The sequence below is a fragment of the Parcubacteria group bacterium genome (genome assembly GCA_041657845.1).
Classification (GTDB): Bacteria; Patescibacteriota; Minisyncoccia; order Moranbacterales; family JAKLHP01; genus JAKLHP01.
On the sequence record JBBABD010000005.1, the window covers coordinates 1 to 15,272 of the forward strand.

Genomic DNA, 15,272 nt, shown 5'->3' on the forward strand with positions numbered 1-15,272 from the left:
GAAAAAAAAGAAGAAAAAATATAAATCAGTAATTACCCGAAGGATTTTCAAATCGATTGATAAAATCGGAATATGTGTTTTGGTTGCGTCTTTTTTTGCCGGGATTGTGGTGATGCGCGGAACCAACGCCGGATTTTTGGATGAGGAAAAAAGCGAAGGAAATGGATTTTCAATGGGAACTCTTATCTCTTCAGTTATTAGCAGTGCAGATTTTTCTCCCAAAGTTTCTCCGTCAAAAGAAGCGACAAGATTAGCGGTATTCTCAAATGGCGGAACTATTAATCTGAAATATAGAGTAACAGTAGAAAATATTTCAGGCAATATCTGTGATAAATTAGAAATAAAGGACGATCTGGATGACAACTATAAGGCTTTGAGTAGCTATATTTCTTCGACAACGGACAACCTTGCTAAAACTAATTGGAAATTTACCACCAAATTGACGGATAACGACGAAAGTCTAGCTGATAAAACTTGCAACTTTGATTTAAAATTTGAATCATGGCAAAGCAGTTTGGCCTATGGAGCAGGCGGATTTACAGACACAGAAACTCTTTCCAGCAAGATTGAATCCGAACATTGGACCAATATAGCCGATCATTTAGTGGTCAATGAAGTTTATTATGACGTAGATGGTTCTCATGGAACAGAACCGGACAACGAATGGGTGGAACTTTACAATCCAACTTCTAGTGCGGTTAATTTGAAAAATTGGAAGCTATGCGATAACCATGGATGTTCAACTATTTCAACTTCAGACCTGGATATTATTCCAGCCAATGGATACGCAGTTGTTACAAAAGACGTTTCTACTTGGGGGCATTGGACAATTCCCGGAAACGCTGTAGAAATCGTTTTAGGCGTTGATATTGGTAATGGTTTGGCTAACGATGGCGACAGAGTCATTTTGAGGGACAGTAGTGATAAAGAAATTGATGCGATGAGCTATGGGTCAGACGCCACTGCTCTTAATCCTGCTTGTTCTGATGTTGCTGAAGGTCATTCTCTGGCGCGAAAACCAGCTGGAAAAGATTTAAATATTAAGGATGATTTTGAAAATCTTTCCAGTCCAAATCCGGGAACCAATCCGCATACAGTTGTAATGAATGAAATTATGCCTGATCCTATTGGTGAAGATGATGCCAAAATGTCGGGCGGAGAATGGATAGAATTATATAATTATGGCGAGTATTCAATAGACTTAAAAGACTGGACACTGAAAGACAAAGGCGGCAATACTTTAAAGATAAAAGACAACAATACTAGTAGCGGAAGCACGGTGATTTCCGGAGGTGAAAGATTGGTAGTTTATCGTAATGGCGATGAGGATTTTGATTTGAAAGATAGTGGCGACGAAGTACAACTTATTGACGAAAAGGGATTGATAAAAGATTCTCATGCTTTTAGCGAAACTACTCCTGGAAAATCAATTGCCAGATTCCCCGATGCGGTTGGGCCTTGGATCGATCCGCAAGCCACACCGGGAGAAGAAAATAAATTGTTGGACAAGGAGCTGGACGGTTTCAAATTGCTGACATATGGAAAATGTTTCAATGAGGAAGGAAATTTGGAAAAAAACAGCAAGGAGGAAATTTGTACCCCGGTGTTTTTGGAATATGTTGGTATGATAAAAGAAATAGGCGATAAGAAGATAAAGAACTCCGCGCTGATGGATATTCTTGAAATGAAAAAAGAGGAAGAAAAGAAAAAGCTTGATAAAATGTTGAAAGAAACAGAGAAGATGCTGGGAGAACAAAATGTTTTAACGGGTGATAAAATTCCACCTGTAATTCTGGATTCAGTCAAAGAAAATCCTGCCAGTGAAGAGTTTATTGGCGCGGATAAAGTCGGGGCAGAAACAGTCGGCGATGATTCGGTTAAAAATGATTCATCCGGCGATGCGGATAAAAAAGATATTTTAAAAGCAGAAACAGGAATTGAAAATAAAAAAGAAGAACCTGATAATACGATAACAAATGAAACTAATGAACAAATTTAGAAAAAATATTTTTTGGAGCGCGATTTTTATTCTGGGACTCTCGTTTGTTCCAGCTGGAGTTTTTGCTGCGACTAATATCGATACTGATTTACCGACCGAACCGATTATAATCGAAAATAATATTTTGCCGGGTGATACTTTTTCAAGACCCGTTACAGTCACCAAGCTAAGCGATGGCGGGAGAAGTGAAACTTTGATGATAAGATTTGATGCCAAGGAAATGGTGAGCCAGTCTTATGATCTGTCGAAAAAAATGCTGGTTAGTATAAAAAAAGTTTATAAAAATGGAGAATTAGTGATTCTTCCCAATGGCACAACCCAACAACCGCTGGAAGAACTTTATGATATTTATGTCGATCCGACCTATCCCAACAATAACAACGGCGCTTTTGTTTTTGACACAATTTACGGAATAGTTGATTCGACTTTTCAATATCAAATTTTGTTCACATTTGATCCGGCGACGGAAGACAAAAATTTTCAAAATAGTTCGACAGTGTTCGATATTTCCATGGGGATATATTCCAATAACACGCAAGCTCAGGATGATGATGGCGGAGATGATGGACACAATCGGCATCATGCAGCAAGAACTACACAAACGCAAACTGCAGTGGTATCTGGAGCTCTTGGATTAGCTGGAACAACGCAAACAGCTGGAATCGTAGGAGGGGCAGAAATTCCTGAGGGAAATCAAGAAATGGAAAAACAAAAAGAATTGGAATTGGGAGCGTCAACAACGAAATGCACCGAATGGCCGTTTTGGGTTTGGATTCTGATTCTTATCGGATACGTCGTCGTCCTTAATACTAATTTCCATTACAAGCTAAAAGAAAAAGTTCGCTGGTTTTTGCCGTTGGTTTGGACAACTGGAATATTTTTAGTCTGGTATTATTTTGAAAAATGCCGTCTGTATGCTTGGTATCCGTATGCAATTTTAATTATCGCTATTTTAAGTTTCTTTGTTTATCTATCTTGGATAAAGAAGAAGCTGAAAAAGGAGGAAATCGGCAGAAATGAATTATGAAAATAAATCACTTTATAGTTTGCTTGTTATTGGCAATGGCGCTTTTCGGATTTTTAAATTCCTCCTTGGCCTCGCAAGAGAGATCTCAGGTCAAAGTTGTTCCTCGGATTGATGATGAGGCGGCATATACCGAAAGAAACACAGAAGAAATTAATGGAAATAAATTAGAGATTGACAAGAATAACAATGAAGCTGTTTATTCCCAAAATTTTTGGATGCTCTTGTTCGGAGCCTACCTATTTCTTTTGATATTCAATCTTTCTTTCGAATTTGGCAAAAAAAAGAAACTGCAATGGTTTTGGGAGGCAGTCTTCACTTTTTTGGCGGTTTATGTTTGGGATAATTTAGACTCTTCCAGATCAAATACCTGGTTTCCGGCGGTTATTCTGGAATCGGGAATAATCATCTATGGTTTTTACTTCTATTTTTTCAGCAAAAAAAGCTTGACAGGATAATAAGATTGTGATATACCAGCATTAGAATTAAATAAAAAAAAGGGGGTGCATGATGGGGAGAAAAATGGCCAATAGGATTGACATTCTGTTTGTTGGGATTTGTCTTGGTTGCGGTCTTATTTCCCCACTTGTCGCCGTATCAGGCGAATGGGGTGTTGGTTGGACAGTTGCTATCATTTCTTGGGGATTATTCTTTCTGCGGTTCTGGATTTACTCCAGAATTAGTTGTGCACGGCGGCAAGAGGCGGCGCAGGCGTAGCAGTATAGGGATCGCTAAAGGCAGAGTGTACGCTGTATACTCTGCCTCATTTTTTTATCTTGACATAGTTAAATTTTAATAGTATCATTTTTGATGTTGTAAAAGTCTGGTGGTTGCTGTAGTATAGGAGTATGAAACCATCAATTAACAATTTGGATAATTTGGCAAAATGCCCGATTTGCGAGAAGAAATACGGCCAAACCAAGGTTCTTGTTTTGGAAGAAGAAATGAACAGGACGACGCTTCATGTAACTTGTGAAAGCTGTAAGATTTCCTCGATAGTCTTTATTTCTTCCGGAAAAATGGGGATCGTGAGCCTTGGAATGCTAACCGATTTGACCAGAGAAGAAGCCAAAAAATTGTTCAAGAGCGAAGAAGTTTCCGCTGATAATGTGATTGAAGTTCATGAATATTTGAAAAATTTCAAAGGAGGAATAAGCGAATTTATATAATTTATTTTTTAAAATTTCCGTATTATGAAAAAAGTTAATCTAAAATCAAAGACAAGAGAAGAAGTTGGCAATGGCAAAAAACTGGATTCTTTTCGAAAGAATGGGATGATTCCCGCAGTGATGTATGGCCACAAGATAAAAGCTCAGAATATCTGGGTAAAATATCTGGAATTTGAAAAAGCCTATAATGAAGCCGGCGAGAGCACGGTGATTGAATTGGAAATCGGAGATAAGAAAGTCAATGCTTTGGTGCATGACATTCAAGTTGATCCAATGACCGGAAAATTTTCTCATATTGATTTTTTCCAGGTCAGGATGGATGAAAAAATAGAAACCAATATCCCGTTGGAATTTATTGGAGAATCTCCTGCCATCAAAGAATTGGGCGGTATGCTGGTAAAAAGTTTGGATGAAATAAAAATCAGCTGTCTACCAGCCGATCTGCCATCCGAAATTACTGTCGATATTTCCAAGATTAAGACTTTCGATGATCACATAAAAATCAAGGATCTTGATATTTCCGACAATGTAAAGGTTTTGGATGATGAAGAAATGACTGTGGCTTTGGTAGAAGCGCCAAGAAGCGAAGAAGAACTGGCTTCTCTTGAAGAAAAGGTTGAAGAAGATGTGACGAAAGTCGAAGGAGTAGTTAAGGAAACTCCGGCGGAAGAAGGAGAAGATAAGAAGGAAGATAAAAAAGAGAAGAAATAAAAGTTGAACTTTATTTAGCGGACTGTCCGCCGCAATAGCGGACAGTCCGCTTTTTTTGATAAATTTTCCAAAAAATGCTATTATTTAATAGTGATTAAAGAAAACAAAAGTAAAATTCTGCCATTGATTGCAGCAATTTTTATGGTTGCTGGGTTTTTGGGCTATCAGATTTTAGCTGGAAGCAATTTTGTTTTGGCTGCAGATTCCATTAATGATATCGAAAAAGACATTAAGAAACAGGAAGATGCCTTAAGCAAGCTCAACCAAAATCTTAACGCTATCAGTAGCTCAGTTTATTCTACTCAAACTCAAATTGATAAAACCGAAGCAATGATCAAGGAAGCAACGGAAAGCATAAATCGGAAGAAAAAAGAGTTAGATCTTTTGTCAGGAAGAATGGATCTTCAAAAAGAAGTTCTCAAAAATCTTCTTCAAGAATTCTATTACAATCAAAAAGAGCCTGTATTGTATTCTATGCTGAATGAAAATGATCTTTCCAAAATATTCTCCGAAGCTGACCATATCATTACATTGAATCAAAAAGTTTACGATACAGTCGAAGATATTAAAAAGTCGAAAGAAGATGTTCAGGCTCAAGCCAAGGAAATTGAAGAAGATAGGCTGGATCATGAGAAGCTTTTGGATATGAAAGAGGATCAAAAATCCATCCTCTTGTCAGACAAAGCTGAAACTCAAGGAGATATAAATCAAAAAGAGGCTACACTGGGAGAACTCAATGCCAAACTTTCCAAGTTGAGGAGTAACTTGTCGGGATATTTGGGAAAAGCTTATGACGCCAAGGACGTTGAAGACGCAGCCAAGTTTGCTTCCAAAGCTTCAGGAGTCCGCAAGGATTTTATTTTGGGGATGCTAGTAGTTGAGTCTGATCTTGGAAGATTTACCGGAGGATGCTACGCTAAGGACAGCCGAATGAGCGGAAATAGGCTGAAAGTGTTTAAAAGCATTTGCAGCGAATTAGATTACAAATGGGAAAAAAGAAAGGTTTCCTGCCCCCCGAGCGGATATACAGGAACCGGAGGAGCGATGGGAGTGGCGCAGTTTATGCCTGACACTTGGATGGGATACAAAAGCTCAATTGCATCTAGAACCGGACACAACCCTCCTGATCCCTGGAATTTGACTGACGGAGTAATGGCAATGGGGCTGAAGCTTGCCAGAGGCGGGGCGACATCCAAAAAAGGAGAATGCAATGCGGCAAAACTCTATCTTTCCGGAACAACCTCGTCAAAATACAACTGGTATTGCGAGAAAGTTCTCTATTGGGCGGATAACTACGAATCAAAATTAGGAAGTTAATATTCTATGAAAAATAATTTTTACATTACCACTACTCTGGCATATATCAATGCGGATCCGCATATTGGATTTGCCGGAGAACTGATTCAAGCGGATGCGTTGGCAAGATTTCATCGCGAACTGGGCGACGAGGTATTTTTTAATACCGGAACAGATGAACATGGGCTCAAAATTTTCCGAAAAGCCGAAGAGCTTGGAATGAAGCCCCAGGATTATTGTGATAAACTGGCAGAAGGTTATGCGGATCTAAAAAATTTGCTTAACCTTTCTTTCGATAATTTCATCCGGACGACCGACAAAAAACACATTGAAGCGGCGCAGGAGTTTTGGAAAAGATGCGAAACGAATGGCGACATCTATAAAAAAAATTACAAAGTGAAATACTGCGTCGGATGCGAGCTGGAAAAGACCGATTCTGAATTGGTGGATGGAAGATGCCCGCTTCATCCGGACCAGGAAATCGAATGTATCGAGGAAGAAAATTATTTCTTCAAATTTTCTGCTTATCAGCAAAAACTCTTGGATTTGTATGAAAAAAATCCGAAATTTGTCCTGCCGAAGAAAAGGTTTAATGAAATTAAAAGTTTTGTGGGAATGGGGCTGGAAGATTTTTCCATTTCCCGGATGAAAGAAAAAATGCCTTGGGGAATCGAAGTTCCTGGTGATTCGGATCATGTAATATATGTTTGGTTTGATGCGCTTATAAATTATATTACAGCTATCGGTTGGCCGAAGGATATGGAAAATTTTGAGAAATGGTGGCCCGGGGTGCAAATTGCCGGAAAAGATAATCTGCGCCAGCAATCAGCAATGTGGCAAGCGATGCTGATGTCAGCCGGAATTCCAAACTCAAAACAAATTTTTATTCGCGGATTTATTGTGGTTGATGGACAAAAGATGAGCAAAAGCATTGGCAATGTTATTTCGCCCAAGGAGATGGTGAAAAAATTTGGAATTGATGGGACGAGATATTTACTTTTAAGTATGGGTGGAAATTTTGGAGAAGACAGCGATGTTAGCTGGGAAAAAATGACTGAAAAATATAATGCTGATTTGGCCAATGGACTTGGAAATTTGGTTTCAAGGGTTGTAAAGCTTAGCGATGGACTAATTGATAAATTCAAGGAAGAAAATTTTCAGTTTCGAGATGAGTTCAAAAATTGGATTGATACGCTGGAATTTAGCCAGGCAGTTGATCACATTTGGAATGTTATCCGGGAGGACAATAAATTCATTGAAGAAAATAAGCCCTGGGAGCTCGCCAAATCGGATGCTGGGAAATTTGAAGAAGTAATGAAAAAACCGATTCGCGATCTCTATCTGGTTTCAAATCTCATTGATCCCTTTCTTCCTGAAACTTCCGAAAAAATGAAAAAAGCGCTGGAAACCAAAGAACCGGTGATGTTATTTCAAAGGATAAAATAATTTTATGTTAATCGATACTCATGCGCATCTAAATTTCTCTGCATTTAAAGGCGATGCGGATGAAACAGTAAAGCGGGCTCTGGATAACGATATCTGGATGATTAATGTCGGATCGCAGTATTCAACCAGCCAGCGGGCGGTTTTGATGGCGGAAAAATATAAAGAAGGCGTGTATGCCGCCGTTGGAATTCATCCGTTGCATCTGCAAAAAATAAATTTTAGTTACAAGGACGACAATGAATTAGAGGAAGTGGAAATAAAAACTAACGGAGAAGATTTTGAGTATTCAAAATATTTGGAACTGGCCAAAAATTCCAAAGTAGTGGCAATCGGAGAAATGGGGTTGGATTATCATCATTTTGAAGAGGGAGATGACAGAGAAGAATTAAAGAAAAAACAAAAAGAGGTTCTTATTCAGGGAATTAAACTGGCTAATGAAGTCGAAAAACCGATAATGATCCATTGTTGGGATGCCTACGAAGACCTTTATGAAATTTTGAAGGATAATCCAGCGGTCAGAAGGGGAATCATTCACAGCTTTGTGGGTGGACATAAAACTGCGCTAAAATTTGTTGAATTAGGATATAAAATTGGACTCAATGGAATCATAACTTATTCAGAAAGTTACGATCGTCTGATCAAGGAAATTGATTTAAAAAATATGCTCTTGGAAACCGACTGTCCGTATTTAGCTCCGGTTCCTAGAAAAGGCGAAAGAAACGAGTCTATGTATGTTAAATATGTCGCCGAAAAAATTGCGGAAATTAAAAGGGTGAACATAGAAAAAGTGGAAAAATCAACGACAGAAAATGCGAGAAGATTGTTAGGAATATAACTGCTATGTCATTCCGGGCTTGACCCGGAATCTACGCTGGCGAATTTTCGAAAGCGTAGATTCCTGCTTTCGCAGGAATGACAAACCCCCATTTTCCAAAAAACAAAAAGGCTTATTCGAGCTATTATTTATATAATGCAATTTCGGGTTTTTGACCCTTGACATTTTTTGCAAATTACTAAACAATGAAAAAGGAATGAATAACGATGAACAAAAAATACCGTGGTGGGAGCCGGGTATGGTTATGTTTGCCAGACTTTCCGGATGGATTGCCGGACCGGTAATTGTGGCTGTCTTCGTTGGAAGATGGTTGGACAAAAAATACGACACTGCTCCCTGGATTTTTTTGGCGAGTGTCGGAGTCGCTTTTGTTATTTCATCAATGGGGATAGTTAAAGAGGCAAAAGCGATGATGAATAAGATCATTGAAGACGAAAAGAAGAAAAAAAATGGCGGAAAACAATAACAACGAAATAGAACATGAGACCACGATTTTTGCCGAACCGATTTTTCACATCGGAAGTTTTACCGTTACCAACGCTTTACTCAATAGCTGGCTGGCGGTAATAATTTTATTATTATTTTTTGTAGCGGCAGGAAGAAAGATAAAAAAAATTCCCAGAGGAGTCCAAAATATGTTCGAAACAATTTTGGAAGGCGCATTGAGTTTTGCCGATAGCATTACCGGAGACAGAAAAAAATCACAGAAATTGCTTCCAATCTGTCTGACATTGTTTTTATTTATTCTGGTTAATAATTATCTGGGACTGATGCCTTTTGTCGGATCGATCGGTTTTATTGAAGAATTACATGGAGAAAGGTTTTTCATCCCGATGTTCCGGGGAGCAACCGCTGATCTTAATACTACCTTGGCATTAGCTTTGTTTTCGGTAGTAGCTATCCATGTTTTTGGAGCGATGATGGTTGGAGGCTGGAATTATTTCAATAGATTTATCAATGTCAAGGCATTTTTAGAAATCCCCAAAAAATTCAAAAAGGACAAAAATATTCTGCTGGTCAATCCGATTAAGGCTTTTGTCAGCATGATTGAAATAGTGGGAGAAGTGGCAAAAATTGCCTCTCTGTCGCTCAGGCTTTTTGGGAATATTTTTGCCGGTGAAGTTCTGTTGGTTTCGATGATGGCTATTTTTGCATTTTTAACCCCGGTGCCTTTTATGTTTTTGGAAATTATTGTCGGATTAGTCCAGGCGCTGGTGTTCTCTATTTTAGTTCTGGTTTTTATGAGTATGGCGACAGCGACAGAAGAACATTAAATTTGAAATTAATTATTTAATAATATTTTATTCATCAAGCGACGTTAAAAACCAAAAAATTATTGTCGACTTGAGAATAAAAGCAAAATCCTATGGAAGGAGAAGCAGTAAAAACAGCTCTCGATCTGACTATGATCGCAAAAGCTCTGGCAATCGGAATCGGATCCATTTGCCCGGCTTTGGCAATTGGAAGAATTGGAGCAAAAGCGATGGAATCAATCGGAAGAAATCCTGAAGCAGCCGGAAAAATTCTGGCCCCGATGCTTCTCTCGGCAGCTTTTGCTGAAGCAATCGCAATTTATGCCTTGGTAGTGGCTTTCACAATCAGCTAGCAGCAACTAGTATTATCTATTGGCTCCCAATAAAATGGGAGTCATCGTGAGAATATTAAAATGCTAATAATTGCGAATGTCAAAAACAATATATTCGAATAAATTGTTTTGTTATTCGCGAGAATTCGTTACTTATGGACGCTCTAATCGGAACATTTCACATTGATTACAAAATATTAATCGCGCAGATAGTTAATTTTTCTATTGTGCTTTTTGTGCTGTACAAATTCGCTTACGGACCTCTCGTTAAAGTGATGAATGACCGAACGGAAAAAATAGAAAAAGGACTGAGGGATGCCAAGGAAGCTAACAAAAAACTTACGGAAACTGAAGAAAGGGAAAAAGAAGTTTTGAGTAAGGCCAGGAAAGAAGCGCAGGCTATTATTGAAGTGGCGGACAAAACAGCTTTGAAAAACAAGGAAGATCTTTTAAATGAAGCCAAGAAAAAATCGGAAGAAATTGTGGCTAATACCCAGAAGCAGTTGGAGGAAGAAAAAAAGAAAATGATGAGTGAAGTGAAATCTGAAATAGCCAATTTAGTCGTGGCTGCAACGGGAAAAGTGATTGATGAGAAGATGGATAGCGGAAAGGACAGGGAGATAATAAAGAAGGCTATAGAATAATTTTTCATGTCATTCCGGGCTTGACCCGGAATCTACGCTAGCGATATGCGGGAATGTAGATTCCTGCTTTCGCAGGAATAACAAATATTTATGAAAATATCCAATACACAATATGCCAGCGCGCTGTATGAATCAGCGAAAGGAAAATCTCAAAGCGAGATTAATGAAATTGTGGCTAATTTTGTGAAAGTTTTGGCGAAAAATAATCAGATTAAAAATATCAATAGCATAATCAGCAAATTCAGAGATATTTGGAACAAGGAAGAAGGAATTGTAGAAGCAGAAGTAGCAAGCCGGGAGAAATTAGATAGAGAATTGAGAGTTGAGATAGAGAAATTTGTTGGAAAGAAATACAATACGAAGAATGTTGAGATAAAGAGTATAATTGATTCAGATATTAAAGGCGGAATTATTGTAAGGGTTGGGGATGAAGTGATGGACGGAAGCGTTGAAAGGCAGTTGGCTGATTTGAAGAAAAAATTAGAGAGTTAAAAAAGAATAATTTAAAAACCCCTTCTCCTTCTAGGAGAAGGTGCCCGCCTCGGGCGGATGAGGTAAATTTGAGGGAAGTACGAACTTGAAACCTTCAATCGACCTCACCCCAGCCCTCTCCTAGGAGGAGAGGGAGTTCTAACGTTTAAAGCCACAATTCAGAACTTAAAGAATTTGAGTTTTGAACAGTAGTTTTTAAAAAAAGTTCTTTGGAAAAATAAAAAAAGGCCAAATGTTGGACGGTTGTCCAACAAATGACCTCGGGTATGACCATTGGAAATTTAGACTTTCACAACAGGAGTATCCTGTGCGAAAGAATAGTAATCTTCGCCACAGGTGGCATTGATTTCCCGTGACTCGATAAGTGATTTTCCCGACTGATGAAGCCCGAATTTCATCATTGGTTGGATCTTAGTGAAAGGTGCATATGCCTCTGCTCCTTTCGTCTTAAATTCATCTCCAATCTCTAGGTTTCCGAAATAGATATCCATGATAGCCTCCTTTTTTTCGGGGAATAATTTTGAGCCTAAATTCAGCTCAATGGGCAATTATAGCACCAAACAGAGAAAAAGTCAATAGTTGAGTTTTAACTAGTGAATATTAGTCAAAATAAGCCAATATTTAGCAGTTAAAATTTAATAAATATTTATTGTCATTCCGGGCTTGACCCGGAATCTACGGAATCGTAAAATCACAAGTTAACGAAAGTGTAGATTCCTGCTTTCGCAGGAATGACATGCTAACATATGAACAAGGATTATATCATCGAGCAACTCAAAAAGCAGATTGCGGATTTTAAGAGCGAGGTTGCGACCGAAAAAGTTGGAAAAGTAATGGAAATCGGAGATGGTATTGCCCGAGTTTCCGGACTTTCCAACTGCATGGCTTCGGAAATGTTAGAATTTGGGAATGGCGTTTTCGGAGTGGCTCTCAATCTTGAAGAAGACCGGATTGGAGCGATGATTCTGGGTGAATATACGGACATTAAAGAAGGCGACGAAGTGAAATCGACCGGAAAGATTCTTTCTGTTCCAGTTACAGAAAAACTCATCGGAAGAGTGGTAAATCCGCTCGGAATGCCGATTGATGGAAAAGAAGAAATCAAGGCCGATGAATTTTATCCGATTGAAAAAATTGCTCCCGGCGTTATTGCTCGAAGTTCGGTTAACCAACCGGTTCAGACTGGTATCAAAGCGATTGATGCGATGATTCCGATTGGAAGGGGCCAGCGCGAACTTATTATCGGCGACCGCCAGACCGGAAAAACTGCTATTGCAATTGACACTATCATCAATCAGAAAGGACAGGATATGGTTTGCGTCTATGTGGCAATCGGACAGAAAAAATCAAAAGTAGCTAGAATTGTGAAAGAACTGGAAGAGCGAGGCGCAATGGAGTACACGATCGTGGTGGTGGCTGGCGCATCTGATCCGGCTCCATTTTCCTACATCGCTCCGTATGCCGGATGCGCGATGGGAGAATATTTTATGGATAAAGGATTGGATGTTCTGATGGTGTATGATGATCTTTCCAAGCACGCTTGGGCGTATCGCCAGGTTTCTCTTATCCTCAAAAGACCGCCAGGACGCGAAGCTTACCCGGGAGATATCTTCTATCTGCATTCAAGACTTTTGGAAAGAAGCGCGAAAATGAGCAAGGAACTGGGCGGAGGTTCGATTACCGCTCTTCCGGTCATTGAAACTCAAGCCGGAGATGTTTCCGCTTATATCCCGACTAATGTTATTTCTATTACTGATGGACAGATTTATTTGGAAGCCGATCTTTTCTACAAAGGAATGAGGCCGGCGCTTAATGTGGGAATTTCTGTTTCTCGGGTGGGATCCGCCGCGCAGATCAAAGCGATGAAAAAAGTGGCTGGAAAACTGAAATTGGATATGGCGCAGTATCGGGAACTGGAAGCTTTTGCCCAGTTCGGATCAGATCTCGATGAAAAAACCAGATTTCAAATTGAAAGAGGAAAGCGAACCGCGGAAATTTTGAAGCAAGGACAATATCAGCCGATGGCAGTGGAAAATCAAGTGGCGATTCTCTACGCACTGACTAATGGATTTTTGGATGATGTGGATGTAGATAAATTGAAAGTTTGGGAAGATGAATTCCACAAGTTTATGAACGGACAAAAGAAAGAAGTTTTGACGCTCATTGCGGAGAAGAAAGAACTAACTGACGATGTGGTCAAGGCGCTCGAAGGAGCAATAAAAAGTTTTAAAGAAATGCAAAAATAAATTAAAAACTCCTTCTCCTCCTAGGAGAAGGTGCCCGCCTCGGGCGGATGAGGTAAATTGAAGGGAAGAAAAAAACCTTCAATCGACCTCACCCCAGCCCTCTCCTAGGAGGAGAGGGGGTTCTAAAATTATATTATGAATTCGATTAAAGACCTTCGAAGAAGAATAAAGTCGACAACCAACACTGCCAAGATTACCAAGGCGATGGAGATGGTTTCGGCGGCCAAAATGCGGCGCGCAGTCAAAGGCGTTTTGCATATTCGTCCCTATGCTCACAGCGCGTGGAGCGTTCTCAAAAACCTATCACGCGCATTCAAAGAAGAGAAGTCTGGATTTTTGGCGGTGCGAAGAGTGAAACATGTTTTGGTAATCTTGGTGACTTCCAACAAAGGACTTTGCGGATCATACAACACTCAGATACTCAAAAAAATCAGAGAAGAACTTCAAAATCCGGAAAAACTGATGACCAATCGAGTTGGATTCAAAAAAATTGATCCGGAAGTTTCGGCTGATAAATTAAAAATAGATTTTGTGACAGTTGGGAAAAAGGGGGAAAAGTTTTTGCGAAAGATGGACAAGGAAATTATCGCTAGTTTTCCGCAACTAACATACTATTCGATGGTGGAAGATGTGAGACCACTCGCGAAAATTGCAATGGATGGATATTTGGACAAAACTTTTGACAAGGTAGTGGTGGTTTACACCGACTATATTTCAGCAATCAAGCAGCAAGTCAAAGTCAGGCAAATTTTACCGATATCGAAAGTGGATTTGGAGAAACAACTTTTGGAAATGGATGTCTTGGCGAAGGAATATGGATTCGAGGAACCGGAAGTGGAATACAAAGTTGAGCCAAGTCCGGCTGAAGTTTTGAATTTTATTTTCCCGCGCCTCATTGAGATGCAGATTTATCACGCGCTTCTGGAATCAAATGCCTCAAAAGAATCCGCCCGAATGATTGCAATGAAAAACGCCACCGAAGCCGGAAAAGACATGGCCGCCGCATTCACGTTGGCGTACAACCAAATCAGGCAAAGCAAGATTACGCAGGAAATTTCCGAAATTTCAGCCGGAAGAGCAGCACTGGAAAATTGAACCCTCAATCGACCTCACCCCAGCCCTCTCCTAGGAGGAGAGGGAGTTAAAAAATTTCTCCTTCTCCTCCTAGGAGAAGGTGCCCGCCTCGGGCGGATGAGGTAAATGAAGGCTGAAAGTCTATGAGCAATTTAGACAAAGCAAAAAAACTAAGAAAAAATCAAACACCGCAAGAAATAATTGTTTGGTCAAGATTGAGAAATAGGGGATTTAAAAATTTGAAATTTAGAAGACAGTACCCGATAGGAAAATATATAGTTGACTTTATTTGTTTGGATAAAAAGATAATAATAGAATTGGATGGTTGGCAACACAAAGAGGAAAGACAAGAAAGATATGACAAAGAAAGAAGTAAGTTTTTAGAAAAATTAGGATTTAGAGTATTGATATTTTGGAATAATGATGTGAATAATAATTTGGATGGAGTATTTTTGAAAATTGAAGAAACAATTTACCTCACCCCAGCCCTCTCCTAGGAGGAGAGGGAGTTCTAACGTTTAAAGCCACAATTCAAAACTTAAAGAATTTGAGTTTTGTGAGTAGTTTTGAAAATAAAAAAAGGACCAGAGCAATCAACGTTATTTTGTTGATTGATAGTCCTTATCGCATGTTATAGATTTGGAATTTATGGATTTTTAATCCAAGCTATCCAAGCTATAACACCAAATGCCCACGAACCGATTATCAAACTCGTTTTCAGGGGGCTAACCGGAAAAAGAATTTGAACAAG

General features: G+C 39.2%; 17 protein-coding genes. 16 read left to right on the top strand and 1 reads right to left on the bottom strand.

Going from position 1 to position 15,272, the window contains the following annotated elements; genetic code table 11:
- From WC906_01440 to atpH, 13 genes are all read left to right on the top strand, one after another.
- A partial coding sequence (locus WC906_01440) for a lamin tail domain-containing protein (protein MFA5777084.1) occupies window positions 1-1,999 on the top strand: 1,999 nt, incomplete at its 5' end.
- Window positions 1,986-3,026 carry a hypothetical protein gene (locus tag WC906_01445; GenBank protein ID MFA5777085.1) on the top strand — a complete coding sequence of 347 codons (1,041 nt, stop codon included), beginning with the start codon at window positions 1,986-1,988 and terminating at the stop codon, window positions 3,024-3,026. The genes WC906_01440 and WC906_01445, both read left to right, overlap by 14 nt.
- Window positions 3,023-3,481 (top strand): hypothetical protein, encoded by a 459-nt coding sequence (locus WC906_01450; protein ID MFA5777086.1) that lies wholly within the window; start codon window positions 3,023-3,025, stop codon window positions 3,479-3,481. The genes WC906_01445 and WC906_01450 overlap by 4 nt, the downstream gene beginning before the upstream one ends.
- Window positions 3,482-3,871: 390 nt before the next feature.
- On the top strand, window positions 3,872-4,192 hold the full coding sequence (locus WC906_01455) for a hypothetical protein (GenBank protein ID MFA5777087.1): 321 nt from the start codon (window positions 3,872-3,874) through the stop codon (window positions 4,190-4,192).
- Between the two features lie 24 nt (window positions 4,193-4,216).
- Window positions 4,217-4,903 (top strand): 50S ribosomal protein L25, encoded by a 687-nt coding sequence (locus tag WC906_01460; GenBank protein MFA5777088.1) that lies wholly within the window; start codon window positions 4,217-4,219, stop codon window positions 4,901-4,903.
- Between the two features lie 90 nt (window positions 4,904-4,993).
- Window positions 4,994-6,220, top strand: coding sequence for a lytic murein transglycosylase (locus tag WC906_01465; GenBank protein ID MFA5777089.1), 1,227 nt, complete (start codon window positions 4,994-4,996; stop codon window positions 6,218-6,220).
- A 6-nt stretch (window positions 6,221-6,226) separates the two neighbouring features.
- Complete coding sequence (gene metG / locus WC906_01470; GenBank protein MFA5777090.1) at window positions 6,227-7,645, top strand: methionine--tRNA ligase; 1,419 nt, start codon at window positions 6,227-6,229, stop codon at window positions 7,643-7,645.
- Window positions 7,646-7,649: 4 nt separating this feature from the next.
- Entirely contained in the window at window positions 7,650-8,480 is an 831-nt protein-coding gene (locus WC906_01475; protein MFA5777091.1) for a TatD family hydrolase, read from the top strand.
- Window positions 8,481-8,676: 196 nt separating this feature from the next.
- Complete coding sequence (locus WC906_01480) at window positions 8,677-8,946, top strand: AtpZ/AtpI family protein (GenBank protein ID MFA5777092.1); 270 nt, start codon at window positions 8,677-8,679, stop codon at window positions 8,944-8,946.
- Window positions 8,930-9,754 (top strand): FoF1 ATP synthase subunit a, encoded by an 825-nt coding sequence (locus WC906_01485; protein ID MFA5777093.1) that lies wholly within the window; start codon window positions 8,930-8,932, stop codon window positions 9,752-9,754. Before WC906_01480 ends, WC906_01485 begins: the two co-directional genes overlap by 17 nt.
- A gap of 92 nt (window positions 9,755-9,846) precedes the next feature.
- The gene (locus WC906_01490; GenBank protein MFA5777094.1) at window positions 9,847-10,086 is read left to right on the top strand and encodes an ATP synthase F0 subunit C; all 240 of its coding nucleotides are present in this window, start codon (window positions 9,847-9,849) and stop codon (window positions 10,084-10,086) included.
- 134 nt (window positions 10,087-10,220) lie between these two features.
- On the top strand, window positions 10,221-10,709 hold the full coding sequence (gene atpF / locus WC906_01495) for a F0F1 ATP synthase subunit B (protein MFA5777095.1): 489 nt from the start codon (window positions 10,221-10,223) through the stop codon (window positions 10,707-10,709).
- Window positions 10,710-10,799: 90 nt separating this feature from the next.
- A complete protein-coding gene (gene atpH / locus WC906_01500; GenBank protein ID MFA5777096.1) occupies window positions 10,800-11,201 on the top strand; it encodes an ATP synthase F1 subunit delta in 402 nt (133 codons plus the stop codon).
- Window positions 11,202-11,482: 281 nt separating this feature from the next.
- On the opposite strand, the gene WC906_01505 is transcribed toward atpH, so the two are convergent.
- Complete coding sequence (locus WC906_01505) at window positions 11,483-11,692, bottom strand: hypothetical protein (protein MFA5777097.1); 210 nt, start codon at window positions 11,690-11,692, stop codon at window positions 11,483-11,485.
- A 255-nt stretch (window positions 11,693-11,947) separates the two neighbouring features.
- Between WC906_01505 and atpA the strand changes: the two genes are divergently transcribed.
- The 3 genes from atpA (at window position 11,948) to WC906_01520 (ending at window position 15,018) form a co-directional block, all read left to right on the top strand.
- Window positions 11,948-13,447, top strand: a complete 1,500-nt coding sequence (gene atpA, locus WC906_01510) for a F0F1 ATP synthase subunit alpha (GenBank protein MFA5777098.1) — start codon at window positions 11,948-11,950, stop codon at window positions 13,445-13,447.
- A gap of 135 nt (window positions 13,448-13,582) precedes the next feature.
- Window positions 13,583-14,542, top strand: coding sequence for an ATP synthase F1 subunit gamma (atpG, locus tag WC906_01515; GenBank protein MFA5777099.1), 960 nt, complete (start codon window positions 13,583-13,585; stop codon window positions 14,540-14,542).
- Between the two features lie 122 nt (window positions 14,543-14,664).
- Complete coding sequence (locus WC906_01520) at window positions 14,665-15,018, top strand: endonuclease domain-containing protein (GenBank protein ID MFA5777100.1); 354 nt, start codon at window positions 14,665-14,667, stop codon at window positions 15,016-15,018.
- Window positions 15,019-15,272 lie beyond the last annotated feature (254 nt).